Origin of the sequence: Novosphingobium mississippiense, assembly GCF_044029535.1 — a bacterium.
GTDB lineage: Bacteria > Pseudomonadota > Alphaproteobacteria > Sphingomonadales > Sphingomonadaceae > Novosphingobium.
In genome coordinates, this window is record NZ_CP147001.1 from 3,436,263 (window position 1) to 3,461,877 (window position 25,615).

At 66.0% G+C, this 25,615-nt stretch carries 27 protein-coding genes; 11 read left to right on the forward strand and 16 right to left on the reverse strand.

What is annotated here, in order from left to right; all coding sequences use genetic code 11:
- Position 1 precedes the first annotated feature (1 nt).
- Positions 2 to 1,924: a 1-deoxy-D-xylulose-5-phosphate synthase gene (dxs, locus tag WBP06_RS16310; protein ID WP_395329855.1), complete on the reverse strand. Its 1,923-nt coding sequence runs from the start codon at positions 1,922 to 1,924 to the stop codon at positions 2 to 4.
- A 98-nt stretch (positions 1,925 to 2,022) separates the two neighbouring features.
- On the opposite strand from dxs, the gene WBP06_RS16315 reads away from it, so the two are divergent.
- Together WBP06_RS16315 and WBP06_RS16320 are read left to right on the forward strand one after the other, a co-directional pair.
- The gene (locus WBP06_RS16315) at positions 2,023 to 2,418 is read left to right on the forward strand and encodes a VOC family protein (protein WP_395329857.1); all 396 of its coding nucleotides are present in this window, start codon (positions 2,023 to 2,025) and stop codon (positions 2,416 to 2,418) included.
- A gap of 76 nt (positions 2,419 to 2,494) precedes the next feature.
- Positions 2,495 to 3,025, forward strand: coding sequence for a GNAT family N-acetyltransferase (locus tag WBP06_RS16320; protein ID WP_395334217.1), 531 nt, complete (start codon positions 2,495 to 2,497; stop codon positions 3,023 to 3,025).
- A gap of 4 nt (positions 3,026 to 3,029) precedes the next feature.
- On the opposite strand, the gene WBP06_RS16325 is transcribed toward WBP06_RS16320, so the two are convergent.
- The 6 genes from WBP06_RS16325 to rpe form a co-directional block, all read right to left on the reverse strand.
- Positions 3,030 to 3,494: a Fur family transcriptional regulator gene (locus WBP06_RS16325; RefSeq protein WP_395329859.1), complete on the reverse strand. Its 465-nt coding sequence runs from the start codon at positions 3,492 to 3,494 to the stop codon at positions 3,030 to 3,032.
- 104 nt (positions 3,495 to 3,598) lie between these two features.
- Positions 3,599 to 3,748, reverse strand: a complete 150-nt coding sequence (locus WBP06_RS16330) for a hypothetical protein (RefSeq protein ID WP_395329861.1) — start codon at positions 3,746 to 3,748, stop codon at positions 3,599 to 3,601.
- 255 nt (positions 3,749 to 4,003) lie between these two features.
- On the reverse strand, positions 4,004 to 4,213 hold the full coding sequence (locus WBP06_RS16335; protein WP_395329863.1) for a hypothetical protein: 210 nt from the start codon (positions 4,211 to 4,213) through the stop codon (positions 4,004 to 4,006).
- Positions 4,214 to 4,233: 20 nt separating this feature from the next.
- Positions 4,234 to 5,826, reverse strand: a complete 1,593-nt coding sequence (purH, locus tag WBP06_RS16340; RefSeq protein WP_395329865.1) for a bifunctional phosphoribosylaminoimidazolecarboxamide formyltransferase/IMP cyclohydrolase — start codon at positions 5,824 to 5,826, stop codon at positions 4,234 to 4,236.
- A gap of 109 nt (positions 5,827 to 5,935) precedes the next feature.
- Complete coding sequence (locus WBP06_RS16345) at positions 5,936 to 7,765, reverse strand: heparinase II/III family protein (protein WP_395334220.1); 1,830 nt, start codon at positions 7,763 to 7,765, stop codon at positions 5,936 to 5,938.
- Between the two features lie 118 nt (positions 7,766 to 7,883).
- Positions 7,884 to 8,546 carry a ribulose-phosphate 3-epimerase gene (gene rpe / locus WBP06_RS16350; RefSeq protein ID WP_395329868.1) on the reverse strand — a complete coding sequence of 221 codons (663 nt, stop codon included), beginning with the start codon at positions 8,544 to 8,546 and terminating at the stop codon, positions 7,884 to 7,886.
- A gap of 263 nt (positions 8,547 to 8,809) precedes the next feature.
- Here rpe and WBP06_RS16355 point away from each other — a divergent pair, with 263 nt between their 5' ends.
- Complete coding sequence (locus WBP06_RS16355) at positions 8,810 to 9,319, forward strand: DUF2141 domain-containing protein (RefSeq protein ID WP_395334223.1); 510 nt, start codon at positions 8,810 to 8,812, stop codon at positions 9,317 to 9,319.
- 41 nt (positions 9,320 to 9,360) lie between these two features.
- On the opposite strand, the gene WBP06_RS16360 is transcribed toward WBP06_RS16355, so the two are convergent.
- From WBP06_RS16360 to WBP06_RS16370, 3 genes are read right to left on the reverse strand one after another with little or no spacing between them, the layout of a single operon-like run.
- The gene (locus tag WBP06_RS16360) at positions 9,361 to 10,125 is read right to left on the reverse strand and encodes a nucleotidyltransferase family protein (RefSeq protein WP_395329870.1); all 765 of its coding nucleotides are present in this window, start codon (positions 10,123 to 10,125) and stop codon (positions 9,361 to 9,363) included.
- A gap of 13 nt (positions 10,126 to 10,138) precedes the next feature.
- Entirely contained in the window at positions 10,139 to 11,062 is a 924-nt protein-coding gene (locus WBP06_RS16365; protein WP_395329872.1) for a hypothetical protein, read from the reverse strand.
- 51 nt (positions 11,063 to 11,113) lie between these two features.
- Positions 11,114 to 12,163, reverse strand: a complete 1,050-nt coding sequence (locus WBP06_RS16370; RefSeq protein WP_395329873.1) for a diacylglycerol/lipid kinase family protein — start codon at positions 12,161 to 12,163, stop codon at positions 11,114 to 11,116.
- 299 nt (positions 12,164 to 12,462) lie between these two features.
- Between WBP06_RS16370 and WBP06_RS16375 the strand changes: the two genes are divergently transcribed.
- On the forward strand, positions 12,463 to 13,527 hold the full coding sequence (locus WBP06_RS16375; protein ID WP_395329875.1) for a CDP-alcohol phosphatidyltransferase family protein: 1,065 nt from the start codon (positions 12,463 to 12,465) through the stop codon (positions 13,525 to 13,527).
- Positions 13,528 to 13,684: 157 nt separating this feature from the next.
- Positions 13,685 to 14,122: an HIT family protein gene (locus WBP06_RS16380; RefSeq protein WP_395329877.1), complete on the forward strand. Its 438-nt coding sequence runs from the start codon at positions 13,685 to 13,687 to the stop codon at positions 14,120 to 14,122.
- A 49-nt stretch (positions 14,123 to 14,171) separates the two neighbouring features.
- Here WBP06_RS16380 and phbB read toward each other — a convergent pair whose 3' ends face one another.
- Together phbB and WBP06_RS16390 are read right to left on the reverse strand one after the other, a co-directional pair.
- A complete protein-coding gene (gene phbB / locus WBP06_RS16385) occupies positions 14,172 to 14,894 on the reverse strand; it encodes an acetoacetyl-CoA reductase (protein ID WP_395329879.1) in 723 nt (240 codons plus the stop codon).
- Between the two features lie 169 nt (positions 14,895 to 15,063).
- The gene (locus WBP06_RS16390) at positions 15,064 to 15,795 is read right to left on the reverse strand and encodes a hypothetical protein (protein WP_395329881.1); all 732 of its coding nucleotides are present in this window, start codon (positions 15,793 to 15,795) and stop codon (positions 15,064 to 15,066) included.
- Positions 15,796 to 16,166: 371 nt separating this feature from the next.
- Here WBP06_RS16390 and WBP06_RS16395 point away from each other — a divergent pair, with 371 nt between their 5' ends.
- The 5 genes from WBP06_RS16395 to WBP06_RS16415 all read left to right on the forward strand — a co-directional run bounded on the left by WBP06_RS16395 (position 16,167) and on the right by WBP06_RS16415 (position 22,431).
- The gene (locus WBP06_RS16395) at positions 16,167 to 16,643 is read left to right on the forward strand and encodes a DUF3576 domain-containing protein (protein WP_395329883.1); all 477 of its coding nucleotides are present in this window, start codon (positions 16,167 to 16,169) and stop codon (positions 16,641 to 16,643) included.
- Between the two features lie 132 nt (positions 16,644 to 16,775).
- Complete coding sequence (gene leuS / locus WBP06_RS16400) at positions 16,776 to 19,307, forward strand: leucine--tRNA ligase (protein WP_395334225.1); 2,532 nt, start codon at positions 16,776 to 16,778, stop codon at positions 19,305 to 19,307.
- Positions 19,304 to 19,801, forward strand: coding sequence for an LPS assembly lipoprotein LptE (lptE, locus tag WBP06_RS16405; RefSeq protein WP_395329885.1), 498 nt, complete (start codon positions 19,304 to 19,306; stop codon positions 19,799 to 19,801). Before leuS ends, lptE begins: the two co-directional genes overlap by 4 nt.
- 24 nt (positions 19,802 to 19,825) lie before the next feature.
- Positions 19,826 to 20,890, forward strand: a complete 1,065-nt coding sequence (gene holA / locus WBP06_RS16410) for a DNA polymerase III subunit delta (RefSeq protein ID WP_395329887.1) — start codon at positions 19,826 to 19,828, stop codon at positions 20,888 to 20,890.
- Positions 20,891 to 21,030: 140 nt separating this feature from the next.
- Positions 21,031 to 22,431, forward strand: coding sequence for a sugar transferase (locus tag WBP06_RS16415; protein ID WP_395329889.1), 1,401 nt, complete (start codon positions 21,031 to 21,033; stop codon positions 22,429 to 22,431).
- Positions 22,432 to 22,664: 233 nt separating this feature from the next.
- Here WBP06_RS16415 and WBP06_RS16420 read toward each other — a convergent pair whose 3' ends face one another.
- The 3 genes from WBP06_RS16420 to WBP06_RS16430 are packed head-to-tail and all read right to left on the reverse strand — an operon-like array spanning position 22,665 to position 24,467.
- The gene (locus WBP06_RS16420; protein WP_395329891.1) at positions 22,665 to 23,174 is read right to left on the reverse strand and encodes an LptA/OstA family protein; all 510 of its coding nucleotides are present in this window, start codon (positions 23,172 to 23,174) and stop codon (positions 22,665 to 22,667) included.
- Positions 23,171 to 23,818 (reverse strand): LPS export ABC transporter periplasmic protein LptC, encoded by a 648-nt coding sequence (gene lptC / locus WBP06_RS16425; RefSeq protein ID WP_395329893.1) that lies wholly within the window; start codon positions 23,816 to 23,818, stop codon positions 23,171 to 23,173. The genes WBP06_RS16420 and lptC overlap by 4 nt, the downstream gene beginning before the upstream one ends.
- Positions 23,819 to 23,843: 25 nt before the next feature.
- Positions 23,844 to 24,467, reverse strand: coding sequence for a ribonuclease D (locus WBP06_RS16430; protein WP_395329895.1), 624 nt, complete (start codon positions 24,465 to 24,467; stop codon positions 23,844 to 23,846).
- 94 nt (positions 24,468 to 24,561) lie between these two features.
- On the opposite strand from WBP06_RS16430, the gene ung reads away from it, so the two are divergent.
- Positions 24,562 to 25,251 carry a uracil-DNA glycosylase gene (ung, locus tag WBP06_RS16435; protein ID WP_395329897.1) on the forward strand — a complete coding sequence of 230 codons (690 nt, stop codon included), beginning with the start codon at positions 24,562 to 24,564 and terminating at the stop codon, positions 25,249 to 25,251.
- A gap of 21 nt (positions 25,252 to 25,272) precedes the next feature.
- Here the strand turns inward: ung and WBP06_RS16440 are convergent, their stop codons facing one another.
- Positions 25,273 to 25,581 (reverse strand): putative quinol monooxygenase, encoded by a 309-nt coding sequence (locus WBP06_RS16440; RefSeq protein ID WP_395329899.1) that lies wholly within the window; start codon positions 25,579 to 25,581, stop codon positions 25,273 to 25,275.
- Positions 25,582 to 25,615 lie beyond the last annotated feature (34 nt).

Below are 25,615 nucleotides of genomic sequence, written 5' to 3' on the forward strand. Positions count from 1 at the left end.
GTCAGGCGCGCGCTTCGTTCACGCCGGCGCTGTTGTGCCGCAGCGCCTTCAGCACGGTATCGACGATCTGCGGCGCGTTCAGCCCCGCCTCGTCATACTGCGCCTCGGGCTTGTCCTGATCCTGGAAAACGTCGGGCAGGCGCATGGTGCGGATCTTCAGGCCGGCATCGGTCAGCCCTTCGTCGCTCGCCATCGTCAGCACATGCGCGCCCAGACCGCCGACCGAACCTTCCTCTACCGTGACCACCACTTCGTGGCTGAGCATCAGCTTGCGGATCAGATCGGTGTCCAGCGGCTTGGCGAACCGCAGGTCGGCCACGGTGGTGGAAAGGCCCTTGGCCTCCAGCACGTCTGCCGCCTTCAGCGCTTCGCCCAGGCGGGTGCCGAGCGAGAGCAGGGCGACCTTGCTGCCTTCACGGACCACGCGGCCCTTGCCGATTTCCAGCTGCTGCGGAACTTCGGGCAGGGCCACGCCTTCGCCATTGCCGCGCGGATAGCGGAAGGCGATCGGGCCCGAATCGTGCAGCGCGGCGGTGTGCGTCATGTGCACCAGCTCCGCCTCGTCGGCGGCGGCCATCACCACCATGTTCGGCAGCGTTGCCAGATAGGTGATGTCGAACGAGCCGGCATGGGTGGCGCCGTCGGCACCGACCAGTCCGGCACGGTCGATCGCGAAGCGCACCGGCAGGTTCTGGATCGCCACGTCATGCACCACCTGATCGAAGGCGCGCTGCAGGAACGTGGAATAGATCGCGCAGAACGGGCGCATACCTTCGGCGGCAAGCCCGGCGGCGAAAGTCACCGCGTGCTGTTCGGCAATGCCCACATCGAAGCTGCGGGTGGGGAACTGCTGCACGAACTTGTCCAGCCCGGTGCCCGAAGGCATGGCGGCGGTGATCGCGCAGATCGTGGGATCGCGCTCCGCCTCGGCCACCAGGGCCTTGGCGAAGACGCCGGTATAGCTGGGCGGGCCGGCGGGCGCCTTGGCCTGTTCGCCGGTGACGACGTTGAACTTCTGCACGCCGTGGTACTTGTCGGCCGCTTCCTCGGCGGGGGCATAGCCCTTGCCCTTCTGGGTGACGACATGGACCAGGATCGGGCCCTCACCGGCATCGCGCACGTTTTCCAGCACCGGGATCAGCGCGTCGAGGTCATGCCCGTCGATCGGGCCGACGTAGTAGAAGCCCAGTTCCTCGAACAGGGTGCCGCCCATGGCCATGCCGCGGGCGAATTCGTCGGTCTTCTTCGCGGCCAGATGCAGCGGGCGCGGCAGGCGGCGGGCGAACTTGCGCGCCAGTTCGCGCAGGCCCAGGAACCGGCCGGAGGAGACCAGGCGTGCCAGATAGGCCGAAAGCCCGCCGACCGGCGGCGCGATCGACATGTCGTTGTCGTTCAGGATCACGACCAGGCGGTTTCCGGCCTGTTCGGCGTTGTTCATCGCCTCATAGGCCATGCCCGCGCTCATCGCGCCATCGCCGATCACGGCGATGCCGCGGCCCGGCGTGCCCTTGATCTTGTTGGCGACGGCAAAGCCCAGCGCGGCCGAGATCGAGGTGGAGCTGTGCGCGGTGCCGAACGGATCGTATTCGCTTTCGGAACGCTTGGTGAAGCCCGAAAGGCCGCCACCCTGGCGCAAGGTGCGGATACGGTCGCGGCGGCCGGTCAGGATCTTGTGCGGGTAGGCCTGATGGCCCACGTCCCAGATCAGGCGGTCCACCGGCGTGTCGAACACGTAGTGGATGGCGACGGTCAGTTCGACCACGCCCAGGCCCGAGCCAAGGTGGCCGCCGGTCTGGCCGACGGCGGAGATCATTTCGGCGCGGAGTTCGTCGGCCAACTGGCGAAGTTGCGTGGGCTTGAGCTTGCGCAGGTCGTCAGGAGTATCGACGGTGTCGAGAAGCGGAGTTGCCGGATTGGCTGTCATGGGCATCGGTTTACACGCGAGTTTGGCTGGTGTCGAATTTTCCGCTGCCATTAGGCGGCTAATAGGCCAAGATACAGGAATTCTCGTCGGAGGTGCCGATGATTCCCCCTGCATTTGCGTTGAGCCGAGCCAATCCGATCGCCTTCGTTCTCACCGCCGATCGCGATCGCGCGCGGGCGTTCTACGCACAAACCCTTGGTTTGCCGGTGCTTGCCGAGGATGATTTCGCAGTGACCTTCCGCTTGAGCGACGGGACGACGATGCGCCTGAGCGGGGTTCCGGGTTTTCAGCCGCATCCGCATACCGTGCTCGGCTGGGCGGTGGCGGACATTCGCGCGACGCTGGCGGAACTGCGCGAGAAGGGGATCAGCCCCAATATCTACGAAGGGTTCGGGCAGGACGGGGACGGAATCTGGTCCTCTCCCGCCAGCGGCGCGCAAGTCTGCTGGTTCCCGGATCCCGATGGCAACGTGCTGAGCCTCACGCAGTTCTGACAGGCTGGCCTGCCTGCGCCGATCGTGACATGGAATGGCTCCCCCCAGCCCGAGGAGCTTTACCTTGTCGTCTCCGATGTCGCTTTCGATCCGTGTCGCCACCCGCGAAGACCTGCCGCACTTGTCCACCGTGATGGATGCCGCCATCGGCGAATTGCAGAAGGGCTTCCTCGATGCCGACCAGATCGCGTCGAGCCGCGCGGTGATGGGGCTGGACCGGCAGCTGGTGGATGACGGCACCTACTTCGTGGCGGAGATCGACGGCGCCATCGCCGGTTGCGGCGGCTGGAGCCGGCGGGCGACGATGTATGGCGGCGATCACAGCACCGGCCTGCGCGAACCGCGTCTGCTCGATCCCGCCAGCGAGGCGGCGCGGGTGCGGGCGATGTACACGCATCCCGACTTCGCCCGGCGCGGCGTCGGCCGTGCGCTGCTGGCGCATTGCGAGGGGCAGGCCCGGGCCGAGGGTTTCGCCTCTTGCGAGTTGATGGGCACGCGTTCGGGCGAGCCGCTCTACCAGGTGGCGGGCTACGAAGTGATCGAGCGGATCGAGGATTCGACCGGCGGCGCACCCGTGCCGCTGGCGCGGATGCGCAAAAGCCTCTGAAGGATCAGGCGCTGCAGGCCGCGCAGGTTCCGCGCAGTTCCACCACCGGGCGCACATCGGCGAACCCGGCGCTCTTCGCGGCGGCGATCAGTGCGCCGGTGAGCTTGTCGTCGTCGATGTGCACGGCCTGGCCGCAGACGTCGCAGATCAGGAAGATGCAATCGTGCTGGCAGCCGGGGTGGCTGTTGGCGAGGTAGGCGTTGGCGCTTTCCACGCGGCGGGCGAGGTTGGTGCGCACGAACAGGTCGAGAATGCGGTAGACGCTGTTGGGCGCCACGCGCTTGCCGCGCAGGGCGGAGACGCTTTCGGCCAGATCGTAGGCGGAGGCGGGGCGTTCGCGTTCGGCCAGCGCGCCGAACACGTCGGCCCGCATTTCGGTCCATTGCTCGCCCGATTCGAGCAGCGCGGCACGCGCGGCCTCGATCAGTCCTTCGCCCGAATGTTCGTGATGATGATGTGCACCTGACATGGCCTTCATATGGAGGCTGACCCGTCAGCGTGCAATGCAAAGGTCCGGCTTAACGCCCGCCCGTTACCAAGCCCGTTACCTGGGGCGGCTCAACGCCGGGCCGCTCAATCCTGAATCGAGGCAGCGTGGGCCGGGGGCGCCATCGTTTCGGACAGCGAGTGGCTGCCGATGCCCAAAGCACCGAACACCAGCAGCGCGCCGCCGGCGAAGCCGAGAGCGAAGAAGCGGTAGAAGTCGGCCTTGAAGAGTCCCATGATCGGTGCAGCTATCCAGTGGTTCACGAAATTGCGTGGCGCCCACTTGGCCCGATTCGCCTTGCAGTCCAGTGAACGTGCCCCATTTTCGCCGTATTATGCGATGAGCGGTTGGTGTGGGGCGGTGAATGGCGGGAACAGTCGTTTCGCTGTCACCAAAATGCCCGATTTGGCCGAGTCGTTTTTTGGATGCGCCATCGATATCCGTTGAGGGCGTGGGCCGGTGCCGCAAATCCGGCCTCGCCGGATTTCAAATCAGGGCCAAATCGGCGCCAGCGCCGCGTGGCCGATCGAGGCAAGGACCAGCAGCGCCAGCGGGATGATCGCGCAGCCGAAGGGCAGGGCCAGCGCAACGGCGACGCGGGCCGGGCTGCTTACGCGGCCCAGCCGCACCAGCACTGCCGATGCGGCCATGCCGACAAGGAAGGCAAGGGCAACCAGCGGTCCTAGCCAGTCTACCCCCATACGCGCCTTCCTTCCGTCTATCAGTGCTTGAAGTGGCGCATGCCGGTGAAGACCATCGCCAGGCCCGCCTCGTCGGCAGCGGCGATGACTTCCTCGTCACGGATCGAGCCGCCCGGCTGGATCACGGCCGTGGCCCCCGCTTCGGCGGCGGCCAGCAGGCCGTCCGCGAAGGGGAAGAACGCGTCGGACGCGACGGCCGAGCCGACCGTGCGCGGCTGCGCCCAGCCGAACTTCTCGGCCGCTTCGGCCGCCTTCATCGCGGCGATGCGCGAGGAATCGCGGCGGTTCATCTGGCCCGCGCCGATGCCGGCGGTGACGCCGTCCTTGGCATAGACGATCGCGTTGGACTTGACGTGGCGGGCCACGGTCCAGGCGAACAGGCAGTCCTTCAGTTCCTGCGCGGTCGGCGCGCGCTTGGTCACGACCTTCAGATCGTCCAGCCCGATGGCGCCGGCATCGCGGCCCTGCACCAGCAGGCCGCCGGTGATCGGCTTCACGGTCAGGCCGGGGCGGCGCGGATCGGGCAGACCGCCGGTCAGCAGCAGGCGCAGGTTCTTCTTCTTGGCGAAGAAGGCGCGCGCTTCCTCGTCGGCGTCGGGGGCGACCACGACTTCGGTGAAGATCTGGCAGATCGCCTCGGCGGTCGGGCCGTCGAGCGTGGTGTTCACCGCAACGATGCCGCCGAAGGCGGACACGTCGTCACAGGCCAGCGCGCCCTGCCAGGCTTCCAGCAGGCTGAAGCCCTGCGCCACGCCGCACGGGTTGGCGTGCTTGACGATGACGACCGCCGGATCCTGGCCCTTGAACTCGGCCGCGAGTTCGAAAGCGGCGTCGGCGTCGTTGTAGTTGTTGTAGGACAGTTCCTTGCCCTGCACTTGCTCGCCCTGGGCCAGGCCCTTGGTGAACGGACCGACCGGCGTGTAGAGCGCGGCCTTCTGGTGCGGGTTCTCGCCATAGCGCAGCGTGGTGGCCAGGTGGCCGTTGACGCTCAGCATCTCGGGGAACTCAAGGCCCTGATCGGCGAAGGCGAACCACTGCGAGATCATCGAATCGTAAGCGGCGGTCTGCGCATAGGCACGGGCGGCCAGCAGCTTGCGGAAGGCCAGCGTGGTGCCGCCCTCGGTGGTTTCCAGCTCGGTCAGCAGGCCGGCATAGTCCTTGGGATCGGTGACGATGGCGACGAAGGCGTGGTTCTTCGCGGCCGAACGCACCATCGACGGGCCGCCGATGTCGATGTTCTCGATGATCTCGTCCCGGTCGGCGCCCTTGGCGACGGTCGCTTCGAAGGGATAGAGATTGACGACGACCAGGTCGATCGCGCCGATCTCGTGATCGGCCATCGCCTTGGCGTGTTCCGGATTGTCACGCACCGCCAGCAGGCCGCCGTGCACCTTGGGGTGCAGCGTCTTGACGCGGCCGTCCATCATTTCGGGGAAGTTGGTGAGGTCCGAAATGTCCTTCACCGTGAGGCCCGCGTCGCGCAGCGCCTTGGCAGTGCCGCCGGTCGAAACCAGCTCCACGCCGCGGGCGGCAAGCGCCTTGCCGAGATCGGCGAGGCCGGTCTTGTCGGAAACCGAAAGCAATGCGCGGCGGATCGGGACGATATCGGTCATCTGGGGCCTCTTGCGAATGGAGCGGGCAAAGATTTGCGCGCCCTCTAGGTCGAGAGGGGCAAGGCCGCAAGGTGGGTAAGCCACAACCGGTGGCGTATCCCGGCCGAAACTACCGCATTTTCTTGAGAAGCCAACCGAAGTTTCCGCCGCCGCGCGAAACCATGCCCTGAATCACCAACTGCTGCGTGGCCTGCGGGCGGCCCATGCCATCCACCCAGAGCGAATCCTCGATCGTCACCTCGCCGGCGGTGCTGCGGAATTGCCAGTAGCTGCCATCGGGCAGCGACAGCGCCGCGCCCTGCCCATCGACGGTGGGGGACACTTCGACTTCGGCGCCGAGGTGGAAGCGGATGGCAAAGCCCACCTTGCCGCGCTTGCCCTTGCGGCCGGCGGGCAGCAGCACGTCTTCGCCGCGCAGTTCGGTGCCGTCGTCACGCAGGATCAGGATGCGGCGGTGGGTCAGCCCGTGGCGCGCGCCATAGCCGTTGTGGCTGGCTTCCAGCCGGGTGGCATTGCCGCCGTTTTCCTGCGGCAGCGTCTTGCGGTCGAGATCGACTTCGCTGACGCCCGAACCGATCGCCCCATTGATGAGGACGGCGGTGGAATTGGCATCGTCCAAGGTCAGCGTCGAATGCGCGGCAGTGGCGCGCAGCGCCTGTTCCAGCCGCACCGGCACCAGCCCGCCACCACTGGCGGCGCCGCCGCAGTTGACGATCAGACGGTGCTTGCCGTGCGAAAGCTCGAACGCCAGAGTGGAGGCGCAGCCATAGCGCGCATGAGTGGGCAGTGGCGGCGGCGCGGTGTCGAACTGCAGGATAGCCTTCTGCGCGACCACGCGCTGGTATCCCCACTGGCGCACCTCGCGCAGCGGGCGCGTGCGCACGCCGCTGGCCTTGACCAGATCGTCGATATCCCCGGCGCTGACCGCCCAGCTGCCCTGCCACGAACCCAGCGAGCCATCGCCATGGGTCAGCGCCAGCAGCGGCGGCACCAGCAGTTCCACCACGCGCTCCACCGTCTGCGGGGCATCGCGGCGGGTGGCCTGATAGCAATTGCGCAGGCGCACCAGCAGGGTGATCGCCTCCATCTGCGCCAGCGGGCTGCGGGACAGCAATCCGCCGTCATCGCCCATCAGGTCGCCCAGCGCCTTGACCAGCCCGGCTTCCCCATAAAGGCGGCGCGGGCGGCCATCGGGTAGCAGCAGCCCGGCGGCAACGATCGCGCACCAGCCCGCCACTTCGGCCAGACCGTCCTCGGCGCGGTTCACATGGCGGTCCAGCCAGCGCGCGGTGGCGGAAATATGTGCCAGCGTGCGGTTGCGCAGCGCCTTGTCGCCCGAAAGAATCAGCGGTGCATGCGCCAGCCAGTTCATCAGGCGCATGCCGGTGTTGCCCACCGCCCAGGCCGGGCCCTTGCCGGGCTTGGCGGGCGGCATCGGGTTGGCTTGCAGCCATGACGTCAGAATGCGTTCGGCCACCGGCACGCACTGTTCGCGCGGGGCACAGGCTTCCAGATCGGTCAGCCAGGAGAAGCTATGGACCACCCGTTCCAGCGGCGGGGTGACGCGCGCGGCGCCGGCATAGTCCACTTGCGCGATCGGGGTCTTCGCGCCGTGGACCAGGAAATGCCCGGCGCGCAGCGCGGTGCCGGCAGTGGCATTGCCGGGCAGGGTGTTGCTGACCGTGGCCAGCAGCCGCGTGCGCGGCTTGCGGCCCAGCGGCGAGGTCAGCATCGTGGCCGGCACGCCCAGCCGATAGGCGAAACGGATGAACCGGTCCGCCGCGCCGGTGGAGGGCGGCGAGAAATCGGCCAGCGCGATGTCGCGGCCGGTGTCGATGCGGGGATCCAGTCTTGCTTCCGGCCGTGCGTCCGGTCGGGCATCGGCGGGGAGGGCAGGGTCTTCGGGAATGGCGCCGATGCTATCGGCTTCGGCCGCCATGTCCTGCTTCAATGCACCGCGCAACGCATCCTCCTCGGCTTCCGCCGCCTGCGGAACGGCCCGATCCGCGCCCGGGTTCCCGGTTTGCCTGCGCGGAGGGGCCGTCGTGGCCAAGGGCTCAGTCCAGTCCCTTGAGCGCCCGGATATTGGCGGCATAGTGCGACGGGCCGCCGCGGAAAGTGGCGGAACCCGCCACCAGCACGTCGGCACCGGCGGAAACGCAGAGCGGCGCGGTCTTGGCATCGACGCCGCCGTCGACTTCGAGATGAATCTCGCGGCCGGACTTGTCGATCATCTTGCGCACCGCCTCGATCTTGCGAAGCTGGCTGGAAATGAAGCTCTGCCCGCCGAAGCCGGGGTTCACGCTCATGATCAGGACCAGGTCGATCTCGTCGATCAGATAGTCCAGCATCTTGGCGGGGGTGGCCGGGTTCAGCGAGATGCCCGCCTTCTTGCCCAGCGACTTGATCTTCTGGACGGTGCGGTGGACGTGCGGGCCGGCTTCGGGGTGCACGGTGATGATGTCGGCCCCGGCAGCGGCGAAATCCTCAAGGAAGGAATCGACGGGGGAGATCATCAGATGCACGTCGAACACTTTGGCCGAATGCGGGCGCAGCGCCTTCACCACGGCCGGGCCGATGGTGATGTTGGGCACGAAGTGGCCGTCCATCACGTCGACATGGATCCAGTCGGCCCCGGCTTCGTCGACCGCGCGCACTTCTTCGCCAAGACGCGCGAAGTCGGCGGAAAGGATCGACGGAGAGATCAGCGGAACGGTCATGGAAAATCTGTACTCCTGCGGGTAACAAATAAGACACCATATGTAGTGGGGACAAGCAGTGCTCCACGCTTTTCCACCACGCGATATGGAACAGCACGGCCCTTGGCGGCTGGATCTTCCTTGCGCAATCGCGAATTGCCAATTCAGTGCGCATTCACGGCCCGGCTGCCAATTCGCTGGCGTGAAACGACGGCCTGCGGCAGACGATGCCTGCGGCGGGTGCGATCGGCCAGATGGACAAGGTCACAGGACCGGACATGAATATGAAGCAACTGCATTTTTCCCGCACTGCCACCCGCGCCGCGATGGCGGGCGTGGTGGCGCTCGGGCTGGCGGTTTCCGCCGGTGCGGCGGTGCGCCCGCATGAGGAAATCCGCAACGACATGAGCCTGTGCCGGGCCGACAAGGGGCCGGCATTGCTGGTCACCGTCGATGGCATCAAGGCATCGAGCGGATCGATCCGCGTGCAGAGCTACCGCGCCACCGCGGACGACTGGCTGCAATCCGGCAGATGGATATCGCGCATGGAAGTGCCGGCGAAGGCGGGCACGATGACGTTCTGCGTGCCGCTGCCCGCCAGCGGCACCTACGGTATCGCCGTGCGTCATGACGTTAACGGCAACGGCAAGACCGACATCAGCAGCGACGGCGGGGCGATGTCGAACAATCCGCCGATCAGCATCTTCAACCTCGGCAAGCCCAGCTACACCAAGGTGGGCGTGCCGGTGGGCAACGAAGTGAAGTCGATCCGGGTGCAGATGCGCTACATGTGATCGGGTGCCCGCAAGGGCGCCCCATGTGCGGTTCAGTGCCGTTAAGGTCGCGCTGAAAGAATCGCGCGGGCGTCGGCCAGATCGGATGGCTTGTCGACGTCCACCGCCGCCAGGCCATCCCTTGCGGCGACAAGGCGGGCGGAGACGCCGATCTTGTCGCCCAGCCGCGCCAGTGCACCGGCCAGCGTCAATCGGCCCAGCGCATAGCCGATCAGGATGCCGACACCCAGCCGCGCGGCGATCCGCCAGGGGCGCTTGCGGTCGGCCTCCACCAGTTTCCAGGTATCGATGGCGGTTTCGGCGCGCGGCGTGTTCAGCAGGAACAGGTTGCAGCCGGACCAGTCGCCATCGGCAAAGCGCAGATAGGTGCGCTTCGATCCGGGCATGGCCGCTTCGATCGCCTCGCGTCGGGCCAGCAGCACGGCAACATCGGCATCGGCTGGCGTATCGGCAATGAAATCGTCGACCCAGGCGCTGCGCAGCAGGGCGTGATCCGAAGTCGTGACCAGCATCGGCGCGCCAAGGCGCTCCAGCCCCGCCGCGACACTGGCGCTGGGGCCGGCTTCGGCGGGGATCACCTCGCAGCCGAGGTCTTGCGCCAGCGCGATCACCGCCGGATCGTTGGCGACCACGGCGATCCGCTCGACACGGCTTTGCCGGAGCGCGCCGACGACATGGGCCAGCATCGGCTTGCCGGCGATGTCCACCAGCGCCTTGTGGCTGGTGCCTTCGCTGGCGGCGACCGGATCGGGCGCGCCGGGGCGCGAGCCGGCAAGGACCAGCGCGGCGTGGGGGCGATCCATCATGCGGCGATACTTGTCATGCCAGGCGTTCCCGCGCTTTCTTCGCGCGCCAGACCTGCCAGAGCACGCCCGGCGCGGCCAGCACCGGATGGCGTTCGCGCCACGGCGTCAGCCTGACGGGAATGCCGGTGTGCCGCTCGATCTTCCATGCGGCATAGCGCGCTGCGCCCTCGAATGTGGTCGATGCCTTCAGCAGGCGCAGCACGTTGTAGGGTTTGCCCAGCCGGCGACGATGCGCCCACCAGCCAAGGGTCTTCTGGCGGGCCGCGGAAGGTACCTGCGGTCGTATCGTGCCATCGGCTTCGCGAATAAAGGTGATACCGTCGGCCGTCAGCGCCAGCGGTAGCAGGCCGTCGAAATGCTCCCGGTTCACCGAGAGGATCGAATCCTCGCGCCCGGCCTTCTCGACCCGGAACTCCGCAGCATACGTCGCGCGGAACAGGGCGCGCCAGTAATCCTCGGGCGTGCCGCGTTCTGGCCCCAGCGCCACGGCAAGGCGGCTGGCGGTGCGGGCCGCGCCGGAAACGGCCTGGGCCACGCGGTCGGCCGCAGCCGCATTGCGCTGCCAGGCAAGCCCGCTCGGCTGGACGAAGCGGGCCCAGATCGTGGTGTCGACCAGTTCGCCGGCGGCGGCGGCGCGGAAGGTTTCCAGCGCCATCGTCGCGACTTTGGCGCGCAAGGTCACGCCTTCGCGTTCCCATTCGTGATAGCTCACGCGCGGCCAGATCTTCTCCACCTGCGGGCCATCGGTCAGCACGTAGAAGTCCAGCACGCCGTCCAGCGATCCGGTCCGCAAGTTGGAGCCGTAGAACAGCACGGCCGCGGTGCCGGGCGTGGCATGGGCCAGCCGTTCGGCAAAGGCGCGCACCTCGACCACCACGGGGCGATCGAGGGCCTTGCGCACGCGCGTTTCCAGGGTTTCGCCGGAAAGTTCGGTCATGCCGTCATGCTCGGGCAAGCCCGTCCCGAAATCAAGGGTTCGGGATATGGCTCAGGGCACCACGAAGGTGATCGCGGGCCCTTCTTCGAGCACGTAGTCGCCGGCCGGGAACGCCTCTCCATCCAGGATGAACGGCCCGTCGATGTCGAGGTCGATCGCGCTGGTGGCGAAGCGGTGCGCGCCGCTGCGGTCGAGGAAACGGCCCATGATGCCGAACATCATGATCAGCGGCATCAGTGCGATGACCCAGCGTACCGGCCAGTCGATCACCGCCAGCTTCATGCCCGAAGGGACATTGCGGCCGAACGGGCGTGCGCCCAGCGGGAACTTCTCGAACGTGGTGGCCACCGCCATGAAGCGCTCGTTCGGGTTGCCCCGGCCGTCGTAAGGCAGGTCGCGTCCGGTCTCGTGATCGATCAACCGCGTCGGCGTGTTGGAACGCCACGGATTGCCGGCACGGCCGAACAGCGTCTGGATGATGCCCCAGAGAACGGTCAGCCCCACCGCGAAGCTGTTGAAGGCGCCGCGACGGTGCGCTTCCTGGCCCGCCTCGGTCGCCAGCGCGAAAGCGCCGGTGCCAAGGATGAAGCCCTGGATGCAGCCGGCGCTGCCGTCCTTCGACGAGACGCGCAGCGGCGAACGGACGATCGAGTTGCCGCGATGCGCAGCCGCCAGCGCTTCCGCCAGCGACCAGTGGTTCGGCAGGCCAAGGTCGATCGCCAGCGCATTGGTCTTGCCCTTGGGCAGGACGATGAACGTGGGCCAATGGTTGCCGAACACGTCGGCACCGCAGGTCAGCACGTCACGCACGGTACCGTCGCCGCCGTCGACCACCAGATAGTCGATGCCGCGCTGGGCAAAGCTTTCGAGCACGCGATAGAGATCGGTGCGCGTGCGCGGCGTTTCCGTCAGGATGTTGGAGCAATCTTCCATCTCGGGCGCGTGGCCCTTGTTGCGATGGCTGCGGGGATTGCGGATGATGCCGACGAGCGGCACTGCCCGTCCGCGACGCGCCTGGCGCGCGGGACGTGCAGCCCTTCGCGGGCCCTGCTCGCCGACGGTGGTCGGCAGCGTCTCGAATTCGTAAATTGTTCCGTACACGGGCACCTATGTAGTGTCGCCCGCCCCGGAAATCACCAAGAAACATTGTCTGACACATTCAAGTTACAGTTCTATGGCGGTTTTTCATGGGTTGAAAATCCGGCAACAAATTGCGCGTTTCCTGCAAGCCTGTGGTGGTCCGCCCGACTGGGCGGGCCGGGGTAAAACGCTTTGCCGCATTTCCAAATCGGTCGGGACAGATTACGGCCGGTGACATGGCCGATACGGAAAACTCCCCCCAGTCCCGTCCGATCGTCGTCACGATCGGAAATAACCCTCTGAAACTCTGGGGTCTTACAATGACCCAGCGCACCGCCCGAATTGCGCGTGCGAACGGTTGCGAGAGCAGCGACTCCCTGCCGGCCGGTTCCGCGATCCTGGCCAACGCCGCTTTCGCATGGGACCCGGCATGGTTTCGCCATGTTGCAGAGCGGCCGGGAATGGTGCTGACGCTCAATGGCGTTCCGGCGCTGGCCCACGCGGCCGATTCCGACCAGTCGGCGCGAATCGCGCAGGCCATGAGCGCGGGTTCCGCACTCTCCGATTCGTCCGGAATGGATGTGGTTGCCTTCGAAAGCGGCCCGACCATCGAAAACAAGCAATTGCGCAAGCGCGAGACGCCGTTCCTGATGGCCTTGACGCGAGAGAGCGTGCGCCCGATCGAGCGGGCAAGCTATTTCGGCGCCTACAAGGGCGTGACCGACCTCTTGACCAAGTACCTCTGGCCCGAATGGGCGCTGGTGCTGACGCGCATCTGTGCAAAGCTGCACATCACTCCGAACATGGTCACGACGGTGGGCGCGGTGTTCTGCGTGATCGCGACGGTGCTGTTCGCCTATGGCCACTATTGGCTGGGCATGGCGCTGGGGCTGGTGTTCATGGTGCTGGACACGGTGGACGGAAAGCTGGCGCGTTGCACGATCACATCCTCGGCCTGGGGCAACGTGTTCGATCATGGCATGGATCTGGTCCATCCGCCGTTCTGGTGGTGGTTCTGGGCGACCGGCCTGGCCTATTGGGGGCTGGGCTATGACAGCACGACCTTCTGGCTGGTGCAGGCCGCGATTCAAGGCGGCTATCTGGTGCAGCGCCTGATCGAAGGCGTGTTCATGCGCCAGAACGGCATGATGCACATCCATGTCTGGCGCCGGTTCGACAGCCAGTTCCGCCTGATCACCGCGCGCCGCAACCCGAACATGGTGATCCTGTTCGTCTCGATGCTGTTCGCGCGGCCCGATCTGGGTCTGATTGCGGTGGCATGGTGGACGGTGATTTCCTGCCTGGTCCACGCGGTGCGGCTGGTGCAGGCGTGGATGGTGCGCGCACAAGGCGGCAGGATCACGTCCTGGCTGTCCGACGCCTGAGGGGCCGTGTGGATCCGCTCCATGCGGGCCTGCTAACGGCAAATTTCTGCGCTTCCGGTGCTCACGTACTGAAAGTACGCTGCGCGCAGGTTGTCGAAGTTCGCCATTCTCGGCTCTGCTTTGACCAAATCCACGCAGCCCCTGAGGGAGAGTATCGATGAACGCGACGATGGAGAAATTCGGCTTCCCGGCGAGCCTCGTCGCGGAATTTGATCACTGGGTGGTGCTGGCGCGCCCCGCGCAGCCGACGCTGGGATCGCTGGTACTGGCGGCCAAGAGCGCGGCCACGGCCTTCGGCGATCTACCGGCGCAAGCCCATGCCGAGCTGAAACAGGCCACCGCCGCGATCGAGCGGGCGCTGGCCGAAGCGGTCGGCTACGCGAAGCTCAATTACCTGATGCTGATGATGGTGGACCCGCACGCCCACTTCCATGTCATCCCGCGCTACGAAGGCGTGCGCGAGTGGCGGGGGCGTGAATTCGTTGATTGCGGCTGGCCGAAAGTGCCGGACCTTGGCCATGCGGTCGCGCTGGAAGGCGAAGAGCTGGCCGCGCTGGTCGCCTGGCTGAAGCCGCTGTTCGCCGCCGGGGCGTAACGCCCGGAGACGATGGCGCAGGCAGCGGATGCTCCCTGCGCCATTCGCATCAGTACATGTGCTGGCCGCCGTTGATCGACAGGGTCGATCCGGTCACGAAGGCCGCATTCTCGGAACACAGGAACGCGCAGCCGCGTGCGATCTCGTAAGCGCTGCCAAGGCGGCCGACGGGAATCTTGGCGACGATCTTTTCCAGCACCGGGGGCGGCACGGCGGCCACCATGTCGGTATCGATATAGCCCGGGGCGATGGCGTTGACGGTGACGCCGAACTTGGCGCCTTCCTGCGCCAATGCCTTGGTGAAGCCGTGGATGCCGGACTTGGCAGCGGCATAGTTGACCTGGCCATACTGCCCGGCCTGGCCGTTGATCGAACCGATGTTGACGATGCGGCCCCAGCCGCGATCGCGCATGCCCTGGAAGGTGGCCTTGGCCATGTTGAAGCAGCCGCCCAGGTTGATGCGCATGACGTCGTTCCAGTCGTCGAACGTCATCTTGTGCAGCACGCCATCGCGCGTGATGCCGGCATTGTTGATGACGATATCGACCGGACCATGCTTCTCGGCGACTTCGGCCACGCCGGCCAGCACCGCCTCATGATCGCCCACGTCCCACTTGTAGGCGGGGATGCCGGTTCTTTCGGTGAAGGCGCGGGCCTTCTCCTCATTGCCTGCGTAATTCGCAACTACGGTGTGACCACGCTCTTTGAGGGCGAGCGAGATAGCCTCGCCGATGCCTCTGGTCCCGCCGGTAACGATAGCAACACGCGCCATTCTCAAGCCTTTCGCTTCAGTGCATCCACCGGGAGGCAGGCTAGGAAAAGCGCGGGGTCAGGGCAAGCGCAAGGCCATCGCAGGGGAGGCTTATTTGCGCCGAAATGATTGAGACAAACGCAATGGCAATTGCGTGACAGGAAACTGCAACAAACCGCTTCTAAGCCTGTCAGAACCGGAATTGCGTGCCCAGATAGATGGCCTGCGAATCCTGCTTGCCGTCGGTCAATGGCACCAGACGCTCGCGATCTTGCGAATAGCGCACGCCGGCCGTGACATCGAGGTTCTTGGTCAGGCGATAGGATCCGCCCAGATCAACCTCTCCCGCTTCACCCGCAAAAGTATGGGGCGCGCGGCCCGGCGGGCGCTTCTCGTCGATCGAGATGCGGGGGGAGAAGCGCGATTCGGCCGGTTCGGCGGTGCCGGAGGCCAGGCTGAACTTGCGCAGTTCGGGCGCGTCAGCTAGTCCGTGGGCGGGCGCCGGCGCCTGGGTCTGCGCCAGGTCGGGCGAGAAATTCTGGTACCCACGCGAAACGCCCAGGTTGAACGCCGCCGGCGAGATGCGCAGGCCGCCCACGTCGGCATCCGTCCGCGCGACCTGAACGCGGTTGTGCACGACGATGATCGACTGCGCGGCCTCTTCATCCACGCGCACCGCCACGGTCACCGCGCGGTCGGGGCGATTGGGGGTGCCGGCCGGCGTGAACGGGAATGGCTGCCCCTTGGCCAGCGAACGCATGGCGATCACGCGCGACAGATTCTCGTTCGCGGTGGCCGGGTCGAGCGAATCGATCGCCTTGTCCTGTACCCGCGCTTCGCGGAAGCTGGTGGAGAACGCCAGAACCGCGCTGGGCAGCGCCAGCACGCAGACGCACCCGGCCAGCATGACGCTCGCCTTCATGCCGCCTCTCGACGGGCGTGTGCGTTGCGGTTCCATCGTAACGTCCTTGAAGGCCCTTCACCCTGTTCGTGCCGTGCGCCCGTCGCGGGGCGTGCAATTCCTGTGGAGGCGGTCGGCATGCCGGCAATCCTCTCCCCGCCACCTTAACACAGGATGATCGCCAGGGGGAGGGGCGGGATTCGCGCGGGATTCATGCGACGGGGAGTGGGGGCGATGGGCCGAACGTTCAGGTGGCGTTTAGCGCAAGTGCCGTTTAGCCGACGTGCCGATGCTGCCGCACTTGCCGCCCGGGCAACGGCGGTTATAGAGGCGGTGGATGGCTGCGCCGGGTGTTTCGGCGGATCGATGCCAAGACAGGAACTGGAAACGACATGACAGGCAGCACCGACAAGGGCCTCTTCACCGCTCGATCGCTGGCAACTGCGAGCTTTTGTGCCGTTGCGGCGCTTGCTCTGGCCGGCTGCGGCGGCGGTCGGAAAGAAAAGCAGGTGAAGTCTGCGGCGATGGCCCCTTCGATGGTCACCACCATCGGCGTCAACAGCTACCTCTGGCGCGCCAGCCTCGATTCGCTGTCGTTCATGCCGCTGCTCCAGTCCGACAGCGCCGGCGGCGTGCTCGTGACCGACTGGTACACCAACCCCAAGAACCCGGGCGAGCGCGTCAAGGTCACCGTGATGATCCTGGACAAGGACCTGCGCGCCGATGCCCTGCGCGTCACCGCGCAGCGCGAAGTTTCGGCCGGCGGCGGCTGGACCGCGGCGCCGGTTCAGGCGGCCACCGTGCAGAAGCTTGAGGACATCATCCTCACCCGCGCTCGCGACCTGCGTCGCGATTCGATCGGCGGCTGACAGTTTTAGCGCGGCACCGGCCCGCGCCCCCACCCGACCTCCCAACAATAGTACCCTGTGGGAGGTCGGGTGGGGCGTGGGCCGGTGCCGCAAAATCCGGGGCTAAGAAACCCCGCAGGAGACTTGACTGAGATGACCGAGCGGTTCGATCCGGCTCAGGCGGACACGCGCTGGCAGGCTGCGTGGGACGATGCGCAGTGCTTCAAGGCGGACGACACTTCGTCGAAGCCGCGCAGCTTCGTGCTGGAGATGTTCCCCTATCCTTCGGGGCGCATCCATATCGGCCACGTCCGCAACTACACGATGGGCGACGTGCTGGCGCGCTACAAGCGCATGACCGGACACGAAGTGCTCCATCCGATGGGTTGGGACGCCTTCGGTATGCCGGCCGAGAACGCGGCCATGGAAAAGGGCGTCCACCCCGGCGGCTGGACGCGCGAGAACATCGCCAACATGAAGGCGCAGCTGAAGCGCCTGGGCTTCGCGCTCGACTGGAGCCGCGAGATCGCCACCTGCGAGCCGGAATACTACGGCCACGAGCAGGCGCTGTTCATCGATCTCTATGAGAACGGCCTGGTCTACCGCAAGGAATCGGCGGTCAACTGGGACCCGGTCGACCAGACCGTGCTTGCCAACGAGCAGGTGATCGACGGGCGCGGCTGGCGCTCGGGCGCGCTGGTGGAGAAGCGCAAGCTCTCCCAGTGGTTCCTCAAGATCACCGACTTTGCCGACGAACTGCTGGACGGCCTCTCCACGCTCGACAAGTGGCCCGAGAAGGTCCGCACGATGCAGGAGAACTGGATCGGCAAGTCGCAGGGCCTGCAATTCAAGTTCGACCTCTCGGCTGAAATCGGCGGCATCGGCTCGGTCGAAGTCTATTCGACGCGCCCGGACACGATCTTCGGCGCCAGCTTCGTGGCCGTCGCAGCCGATCACCCGATCGCGCAGGCGGTGGCCCAGGGCCGTCCCGAGGTCGAGGACTTCATCGCGCTGTGCAAGCAGGGCGGGACGACTGCGGCCGAGCTGGAAACCGCGGAGAAGCTGGGCTTCGACACTGGCGTCAAGGCGAAGCACCCGTTCACGGGCGCGGAACTGCCGGTGTTCATCGCCAACTTCGTGCTGATGGATTACGGCACCGGCGCGGTGATGGCCGTTCCCGGCCATGACCAGCGCGACTTCGAATTCGCCACCAAGTACCAGCTGCCGATCCTGCGCGTCGTCGCAGCCAACGAAGCCGATGCCGACAAGCCGTTCGACGGCGAGTCCGAGGCGGGAGACGGCGTCTGCGTCCATTCCGACTTCCTCAACGGCATGGCCGTGAAGGACGCCAAGGCCGCCGTGATCGCGCGTGCCGAGGCCGAAGGCTGGGGCGAGGGCAAGACCGTGTGGCGCCTGCGCGACTGGGGCGTTTCGCGCCAGCGCTACTGGGGCACGCCGATCCCGTTCATCCATTGCGAGGTTTGCGGCGTTGTGCCGGTGCCCAAGAAGCACCTGCCGGTCACGCTGCCCGAGGACGTCGATTTCTCGACCCCCGGCAACCCGCTGGTGCGCCACCCGACCTGGAAGCATGTCGATTGTCCGCAGTGCGGCCACGCCGCGCGTCGCGAGACCGACACCCTCGATACTTTCGTCGATTCCTCTTGGTACTTCCTGCGCTTCGCCAGCCAGCCGGAGGATCGCCCGTTCGATCCGGCCAAGATCGCCGAATGGCTGCCCGTTGAGCAGTACATCGGCGGTATCGAGCATGCGATCCTGCACTTGCTCTATGCCCGCTTCTGGACGCGCGCGCTGGCCCGCATCGGCAAGATCGAGGTGAAGGAGCCCTTCGCCAGCCTGTTCACGCAGGGCATGGTCACGCACGAGACCTATTTCCGCATCAACGATGCCAATGGCCAGCCGGTCTACTTCTCGCCCGGCGAGATCGATCGCGGGGCTGAAACGGCAACGCTCAAGGTCGATGGCGCCCCGGTCGAGATCGGCCGCGTCATCAAGATGTCGAAGTCGAAGAAGAACGTTGTCGACCCTGACGAGATCGTCGCGACTTATGGTGCCGACGCGATCCGCTGGTTCATGCTGTCGGATAGCCCGCCGGAGCGCGATCTGCCGTGGTCGGAAGCCGGTATCGAAGGTTGCGGCCGCTTCGTGCAGCGCCTGTGGCGCCTGTTCGCGCAGTACGACGCTTCTGCAACGGGCGAGGACAAGGCGATCGACCGCAAGGCTCACCAGACGGTGGCTGCGGTCGCTGCGGACATCGAATCGCTGGGCTTCAACAAGGCCGTGGCGCGCATCTACGAACTGACCGGCGCGGTCGAGAAGGCGGCGCCTTCGGCCAGCCGTTCGAACGCGATCCGCACGGTTCTGCTGCTCGTCTCGCCGATGATGCCGCACCTGGCCGAAGAAGCTTTCGCCACCTTCGGCGAAGGTCTGGTCGCCCAGGCGGCATGGCCCGAAGTCGATCCGGCGCTGCTGGTGGAAGACGAAGTGACCGTGGCCGTCCAGGTGAAGGGCAAGCTGCGCGATACGCTGACCGTGGCCAAGGGCACGTCGAAGGAAGAGCTTGAAGCGCTTGCCCTTGCCAGCGAGAAAGTGCAGCGTGCACTGGATGGCGCCGAGGTGAGGAAAGTGATCGTCGTACCCGACCGTCTGGTAAATCTCGTCGCGTGAAGCGCCTCAGCGTCCTTCTCGGAGCCGTGCTGCTGTCCGGCTGCGGCCTCACCCCGATGTACGCCGGGGGAGGCAGCGGCGCGGTGGCGCGCGGGCTTGCCGATGTGCAGGTCGCCGCGATCGAGGGACGCGCGGGCTGGCTGGTGCGCAATGCGCTGGTCGATCAGTTGGGCGCGGGCAAGGCGGGCGTTTCGCCGAAATACCGGCTCGACGTTCGCCTGGACGACAAGCTGGAAGGCCTGGCGCTGCTGTCCGACGATACGATCAGCCGCGAACGCCGCACCTTGCGCGCGCGCTATCAGCTGGTGGACGTGACCAGCGGCGAGATCGTGCTGGATGCCACGGCGCAATCGGATGCCGGTATCGACGTGGTTTCGTCCGACTATGCGACGATCGCGGCCGAACAGACTGCGCTCGAAAATCTCTCCAAGGATGTCGCCTCGCGCATCGTCACCGGGGTCGCGTTGCGGCTGCGGGGCGATACGCATCAGTGACGCCCGGCTGATGGTTCCCCATTCGTGAAGGCGACCCGCAAGGACTTCGGCGGCATGGCCGCGCGCGCGGCGCAGCAGGCGCGGGTCTTCTTCTTCTGCGGCCCGGATGAGGCCGGCTGCACCGATGCGGCGGAAAAGATCGTCTCGCTGCTCGATGTGCCCGGGGAACGGGTGGAGATGGCCGGCGCGGACTTGCGCAAGGACCCCGTCCGGCTGGGGGACGAGGCGCGGTCGAACTCGCTGTTCGGCGGCACGTCCCGGCACATCTGGGTGCGCGCGCAGGGTGACGAGGCGCATGACGCCGTGCAGATCCTGATCGAGAACCCGGTCGATTCTTGCCCGGTGCTGATCGTCACCACCGGCGCCACCGACAAGTCGCGCACCGCCAAGCTGCTGGCCGCGCGCAACGATGCGCTGGTGACGATGTTTCATCCGCCCGATCTTGGCACCGTGGCCGCCGCCGTGCGCACGATGGCGAACGGCGCGGGGTTGAAGCTGGGCAGCGAACTGGCGGAACGGATCGCCCGCGGCGCCGGGCTCGACACCCGCCTGGCGCGCTCCGAAGTGACCAAGCTGGCGCTTTATCTGGATGCCATGCCGGAAACGCCGCGCGCGGTGTCGTCGGCCGATCTGGACGAGATCGGCGCATCGACCGAGGACGACGATTTTTCGCCGCTGGTCGACGCCGTGCTGGGCGGAAAGCGGGCCATGGTCGGTCCCGAACTGAAGCGCATGAAGGACCAGGGGATCAACCCGGTGGGGCTGCTGCTGGCTTTCGAACGCCGCGCCGCACAACTTGCCGGGCTCAACGCCCGACTCGGGCGCGGGGGGGATGTCGGCGCGCTGCTGGAGGCGGAAGCCGCAGCCCGCCGCGTGTTCTGGAAGGACAAGCCCGCGCTTTCGGCTCAATTGCGCATCTGGCGCGGCCCACGACTCGCGCGATTGGTGGCCCGCCTTGTTGCGATGCACCAATCCCTGCTTGGCAATAGTCAGGATTCGGAACTGTTATTGTCCCAGGGGTTACTGGAAATAGCGCGTACGGCCTGTCTTGATGTAGAACATCGGACAAATAGAACGGCTTACCCCTAAGCTTCTTCCCCAATAGATGCAGGCCTTATAGGGTCGTACACCTACTGCAATGCAGCATAATTCCCGTTCGCGTTGGTCGCGATAAGGAGTGGACGATGTCGTCTCCGAAACGGAGGTCGGCAATGGGGAGTGTTGAACGAGTGAACGCGCCATTCGCGGTATCTCAACAGGCACGACAAAGGTCGGAAGCGGACGAACTGTTGGTCGCTCCGTCGCTCGAACGTCGTCGTCTACAATGCTACCTCGTTCTAATTGTTTCCGATATTGTCGCACTGTCCTTGGCCTTCGTCGTTGCCGGCTGGCTTTACGACATGAACGATGGGGCGGTGCGATCGCTGGTCTATGGCCAGGTGCTGCTGCCGATCTTCCTCACTCTCGCGCTCTACAACGGTTCTTATTCGACCTGTTCGCTGCGGCAGGGCTGGCGCGGGGTGTTGCGGGCGCAGGCTGCGATAGTCGTTGCCGTGGCGGTGGTGGTCTTCGTCCAGTTCCTGATGAAGTCGTCCAGCGAATCGTCCCGCGGCGCTTTCAGCGGCGGCGTCATCCTGGCGATGGTGCTGGTGGCCTGGTCGCGGCTGCAACTGCGCAGTTTCGTGCGTTGGCGCTGCGGCGCCAATGTGATCAACGAACTGGTCATCGATGACGGCGGCCCGCAGCTTCGCCTGCCCGGTGCGATCCGGGTTTCCGCTGCGGCGATGGGGCTGCGGCCCGATCTGAACGATCCCAATGCGCTGGACCGACTGGGGCTGGTGCTGCGGAACATCGATCGCGTGGTGATCAGCTGCCCGGCGGATCGCCGCAGCAACTGGGCGATGATCCTCAAGGGCGCGAACGTCGACGGCGAAGTGCTGGATGACGAGGTTGCGCGGCTGGGTGCCCAAGGCGCGCGGGTGGCGGCCAATCACGGCCTGCTGCTGGTTTCCGCCGGGCCGCTGGGCCTGCGCGAACGCGCGATCAAGCGGATTTTCGACGTGGCTTTCGCTGGTTCCGCGATCCTCGCGCTGTCGCCGCTGATGCTGGTCGTCGCGCTAGCGGTGAAGTTCCAGGATGGGGGGCCGGTGTTCTTCACCCAGCGCCGGATGGGCCGCGGCAATCGCTTCTTCAACATGTACAAGTTCCGGTCGATGTCACAGGCCCTGTGTGACGAGAACGGCAATCAGTCCGCCTCCAAGGACGACCAGCGCATCACCGCGATCGGCCGGTTTATCCGCCGCACCAGCATCGACGAGCTGCCGCAGCTGTTCAACGTGCTGCTGGGGGACATGAGCCTGGTGGGCCCACGCCCCCACGCAACGGGATCGCTGGCGGGGGACAAGCTGTTCTGGGAAGTGGACCTGCGGTACTGGCAGCGCCATTCGCTGAAGCCGGGCCTGTCCGGGCTGGCGCAAGTGCGCGGGTTCCGTGGGGCAACCGATCACGAATCGGATCTGGTCAACCGCCTCCAGTCCGACCTTGAATATCTGGAAGGCTGGACGATCATGCGCGATCTCCAGATCCTGTTCCTCACGCTGCGGGTGCTGGTGCACGACCGGGCATTCTAGGCCGAGGCCAGCGCCCTGAGATCGTACCGCCCTGATTGGGCCTGGGTTCCCAAAACCGATCGCGAGAGGCGGTGGCGTAGCCACCGTGCATCTGGATGGGATTACTGGACATCGGGCACTCCTTTTCGAAGGGGCCCGACTCCAGATATGCACATCGCTAAGTGCAGGAAAATTCTTCAGCCTGACGCGACGAACGGCGCGTCTGCCCTTGCGAATGCCCCCTTAGGACGCGTTCAGTTCTTCTTGGGTACGTTGAAGGTGCCGGTAACGCGGCCGCCGGAAGCGGAGGAGACGCCGCTCTTCAGGTCGATCACGAAGCGGCCGCCGCGCAGGGTGTCGCCGCCGGCGCGCTTGAGCGTGGCGTTGCCGACCATGGTGATGATGCGCTGGTTCAGGTCGTAGATCGCAGTGTCGCCAGTGGCCGTCTGGTCCTGGCGGGTGACGACCACGCTGCCGCTGGCGGTGATGCGGTTGACCTGAAGCTGCTTGGCATTGGCCAGATCGATCACCGTGCGGGCGGCACGCATGCGCAGGTCGGTCTGCGTGATGTCGACATTTCCGGTCAGGACCACGCGGTTCTGCTTGTCCTGCATCTCGATGCGGTCGGCGCCGAAATCGACGGGCGCATTGCTGTCATGCCCGGAAAGGGCCTGGGCGCCGAGCTGCTGCGAGGCGGCAAGGATGGCAAGCCCCACAACCGGCAGAGCGACAGCGGTACGGAGGAGGCCGGAGCGAACGGTCATTGGGGAATCCTCAGCTTGCCGGGCGTGATGCGCATCCGCGCATTGCCTTCGAGCGTTACTGTACGGTTGTCGAGATCGGCGTGCATCGAATTGCCGCTGAAGGTGCCGCTGGGGCCACTGCCGGAGACGCCGCCTGTGGCAACCGCGGTCTTCTGCTTGACGTCGATGTCCACCTGCTTGGTGGTCATCTGGTAGCCGCCGGCGCCATTGAAGTTTACCGGGCCCGACACCTTCATGGTGTCCTGGTCGAAGTTGTAGGCCCCGCGCGGTGCGGCGATCGTCGCGGGGCCGTCCTTCATGTTCATCTTGGCGACCAGGTCGAGCATGTCCACCACCGGAATGTCCGGCGAATGCTGGACGGCGGTGCCGGCAGTGACGACGAAGTCGCGGCCCGAATTGTCCTGACCGCGATAGGCGGCGTTGGATACGGCGACGCGTTCCTGCGTCACCGCAACCTTGTTGCGATCGAGCAGGAAGCTGATCTCTCCGCGTGGAGAGAGCGGGATCAGGATCATCACCGCCGCGACCAGGCCGATCCCGGTGGGCAGCGCTTTGGCCAGGAAGCCCACCAGGCGATCGTGCGAACCGCCGGGCGCGGCGAAATGCCGGCGGCGATTGCGGATCTGGATGGCTTCTTCGGACATGCGCGCGTGCTCTCCGGTTTAAGGGTCAGGCGGCTTCGTGGCTGAAGATGTCATGGTCGGGCCAGCCGGCCAGATCCAGCCGCGCGCGGGCGGGCAGGAAGTCGAAACAGGCTTGCGCGATCTCGGTGCGATTCTCGCGCGCCAGCCGCACGACCAGGATTTCGTGCATGGCGTGGAGGTAGCGCACGTCCGACGCCGCGTAGTCCTTCTGGGCGTCGGTCAGTTCGGCGGCGCCCCAGTCGCTGGACTGCTGCTGCTTGGACACTTCCTTGCCCAGCAGTTCGCGCACCAGATCCTTCAGGCCGTGGCGGTCGGTATAGGTGCGGACCAGCTTGCTGGCGATCTTGGTGCAGAACACCGGCGCAGCGGTGACGCCCAGGTAGTGTTCGATCGCGGCAAGATCGAATCGCGCGAAATGGTAGAGTTTCAGGCGCGCGGGATCGGCCAGAACCGCCTTCAGGTTCGGCGCGTCATAGGCGCTGCCGGGGGCGAAGCGGACGAGATGCTCATCCCCCTTGCCGTCGGAAATCTGGACCACGCAAAGGCGGTCGCGCGGGGTGATCAAACCCATCGTCTCGGTGTCGACGGCAACGGGTCCCGGCGCAAGCACGCCTTCGGGGAGATCTTCTTCGTGGAGATAGACAGCCATGGTCCGGAAATGCTTAGGGACTGGCCCAGGTTTTCGCAATGGTCGGATGCCCCTGCGGGTTGCCCGATATCGACAATTCGGGAGTAAGTCAGCGATGGAAGCAGCAGAAGCCATGCAGGGCGTGCCCCCATCCTGGCAGGATGCGCTGGGTCCGGTGCTGGCAACGCCCGAGTCGCGCCGGTTGGGCGGCTGGCTGAAAGCGGAGGAAACCGCCGGCAAGACGATCTATCCTCCCCGCGAAAGCCGGCTGCGCGCGTTCGAGTTGACGCCGCTGGACGAAGTGCGGGTGGTGATCCTGGGGCAGGATCCCTATCACGGCCCCGGCCAGGCGCATGGGCTGGCGTTTTCGGTGATGAACGGCGTCAAAGTGCCGCCCTCGCTGGTCAATATCTACAAGGAACTGGCGACCGATTGCGGCGTCACCGCGCCGGGCCACGGCAATCTGGAGCATTGGGCGCGGCAAGGCGTGTTACTGCTGAACAATGCGCTGACGGTGGAAGCGGCGCAGGCCGGATCGCACCAGAATCGGGGTTGGGAGGCGATCACCGACGCCGCCGTCGCCGCCGTTGCCGCCAAGCCGGAGCCTTGCGTGTTCCTGCTCTGGGGCAGTCATGCAAAGAAGAAGGCAATGCGCGTGCCCGGACTGGCATCGAGCCACCATCTGGTGCTGACGGCGCCGCATCCCAGCCCGCTGTCGGCCTATGCCGGCTTTTTCGGATGCCGCCATTTCAGCCGTGCCAACGACTTTCTGGAAGCCAACGGACGCGGCCGGATCGACTGGTAGGCGCCGATTGGCCGGGGGTAGTCAGGCGGAGAGTCCGGCTACCGCGTCATCCATTTCGTAGTGGTGCATGGTGCCGCCGATGGCTGCGTCGCCGAAAGCGGCACGGAAGCGGTCGAAACTGTCCAGTTTGCGCGCGGCGATATGCGCATCCATCGATGTCCAGACGACATTGAAGGTGAAGCGCGAAGGATTTTCCACGCCGCGCCCGAAACGGATCGAGACCACGCCTTCGCAGGCCGCGAGTTCGGGAACGCCGGTTTCGCGCATGGCCTTGGCGAAGGCATCTTCCGCTCCGTGACGAACGTCGATTTCGGCGATTTCCAGCAACATCGTATCTCTCCCGTAATCACGGGAATCTCGGCCT